The organism is Herbaspirillum aquaticum (assembly GCF_002213425.1).
Lineage (GTDB): Bacteria > Pseudomonadota > Gammaproteobacteria > Burkholderiales > Burkholderiaceae_D > Herbaspirillum > Herbaspirillum aquaticum.
This window is the reverse complement of the sequence record NZ_NJGV01000049.1, coordinates 1-2,282: the sequence shown is the minus strand read 5'-3', so window position 1 is coordinate 2,282 and position 2,282 is coordinate 1. Positions and strand designations below refer to the sequence as shown.

Genomic DNA, 2,282 nt, shown 5'->3' with positions numbered 1-2,282 from the left:
GGTGGCGTCCCATTTGTGATGGAGAGGGTTTGGAACTGTCAGCAGATTTAGGGCAATAGCAAGAATGCTTAGATTTGCAGTTAGCCTACTCAATACTGATAGGGCTCTTTGCCTATGGTTGTTAACAATCTGATCCATTATTTCCGACCTCTTTTGTTGGGAAGAAGGAGCAAAGAGCCGTCAGCGCTGGTGACGATACCAGCGGAAACTAGCCTGGCGAGGTCCTTATACAAGGACGTTGGCACTTGCTTATGCCGTCGAAGACGCGATAGGAGGCCTTTTACTCTTGTCTCTGTCCACACTTGACCTGTAGAGGTCAGAAGCTGGTGACTATTCAGCAAGGCTGCAATAGATTTAAAGGATAAGTTTGATCGAATCGATTCAATCAGGATCAGTAGAGTCTTTGTGGCGTTAAAACTTTTAATCTGTTTAGATTCTTCAGGCATGGGGAGTCCCTTTCAATTAAATGAATTAGTAATAAGTAAGTTTTGGGATGGTGTAAACGACAAAGGCCGCCCGAGGAACTACTAGGCGGCCCTTATTGGGATGTGTGGAAAACGTTTTTCCCTACACTATTTAATTATACCCCTACACCTCTGATTTGTCAAGCACAAATTGACATTCCTTGTCAAGAAAAATAAATCTTAAGCTAGAGCATATGCCTTTGGTTGGTTAGATATCTTTCCAATGGCTATTAGATCAATATAGGTTTTTACGTCCTCGACTCGGTATAGGAAATTGTTTCCAAAGCGAGCATAAATTGGCCCGCTTCCCCGGTTGCGCCATGCCTTAAGAGTACTGACTTTGTTGCCGGTGAGTATTGCTAGCTCTTCTTCCGTAATGCACTCCATCATGTGTGCGAGGGTTGAGAGCTGTTCTTCTTGGTTCATTAGATTCCTCCTTAAAAATGTCGGTAGCGTTGCTCCTTGGTTGGTAATTAAAACGTACAGGCGTAACAAATGAAAAGTCCACCTTAGGCACATTAAAAAGCTGGTCTAAGCCAGCTTTTCGCATCCCGGTATCCCGTCCACCCCAAATAGGGCTTCGTTGCTTCATAAGTTGTATGGAAGACTATACACGGGCTTGGGTGTCATTTGTTGTTAATTTTGCAAAAACGTCTTCTGCTGTTGTATGTGTGTAACGTTTAAGCATCTTCCAGTCTTTGTGTCCTGTTAATACCGAAACGGTAGGGATATCTAACCCCATCCTGAAAAGTTTGCCAGTGGCATAGTGTCTTAGATCGTGGAAGTGCAAATCTTCTATGTCTAGTGCTAGGCAGGCTCGGGTAAAAGCAGTCGATACAGAGGCAGAGTTGAAAGGAAAGAGTCTTCCTTCAGTACGGGATTCCATAATTGGTGCAACGATGCACCAAGCGTCCGGCAGTAGTGGCACCCTTTGGTTATTGCCTATCTTTTTCCTTGGGTCTTTTCTGTCTCTAATGATTACGGTAGGTTTCTGTGGATATCCGCTAATATCCTCGATGAGAATTGAGCATATTTCATCCTGCCTCATGGCCGTTGCAATCGCAAACCTGCAAATCGTAGTCATGGGTATGATTTGCCGGGGATTGTTGTCCCAGTGTGCGTAAAGCCGATCAAGCTCGCTTTGGGTAGGCTCCCTATCGCGCTCTGTACTACGAGTGTTCAATTTAAATCCGGCGAGTTGCCTGCGGGCATCTAGCGCAAGATTTTCGGGTACGTCGAGTAAAAGCGCGTCACGTGCAAATCTTAAGACGCTGCCAAGAATGGACAAGTCACCTGCAATGGTCACGCCGCCCGCAGTCTTCATCCTTTGAATGATAAAATCTCGCAAATGGCTGGCACCTAGCTTAGCCAGCAGAATGTTGCCAAGAGAATTTCTAAGCATCTGAAGGGTTGCAGTTTTAGTCTTTTGACCGGGCGGAGTTCTCTCAATGTACGTGTCAACCAATTTGGCAACCGTATAACCCTCTGGTACAGGTTGCTTCCCATAAGCAGCTATATGCTCCGCCTGTGACTCAATTGCCATTGCCCATTGCAGGGCATCTCGTTTTAGCGTGAAAGTCTGACTCTTTGACTTGTGGCCTTTGCGTCTCACCAGGGCGCGCCAATTTCCACTAGGTAATCTACTAATGTGTGCCATTTGTGCAATTCATGTGCATTTGGATATGTATGAATTATGTATCAATGATGAGTTTCGTGTGCAATTCGTGTGCAGTGCGTGTGCAAATGAGGTGTTTTAATGAATAAAAAATCCTTTAAAAACAAGAGGATAGTATCTGTTGCGCCCATGATGGACTGGAC

General features: G+C 45.1%; 2 protein-coding genes. Both read right to left on the bottom strand.

Going from position 1 to position 2,282, the window contains the following annotated elements; all coding sequences use genetic code 11:
* Window positions 1–644: 644 nt before the first annotated feature.
* The gene (locus CEJ45_RS24330; RefSeq protein WP_088757552.1) at window positions 645–890 is read right to left on the bottom strand and encodes a hypothetical protein; all 246 of its coding nucleotides are present in this window, start codon (window positions 888–890) and stop codon (window positions 645–647) included.
* 181 nt (window positions 891–1,071) lie between these two features.
* On the bottom strand, window positions 1,072–2,121 hold the full coding sequence (locus CEJ45_RS24325; RefSeq protein ID WP_088757551.1) for a tyrosine-type recombinase/integrase: 1,050 nt from the start codon (window positions 2,119–2,121) through the stop codon (window positions 1,072–1,074).
* Window positions 2,122–2,282 lie beyond the last annotated feature (161 nt).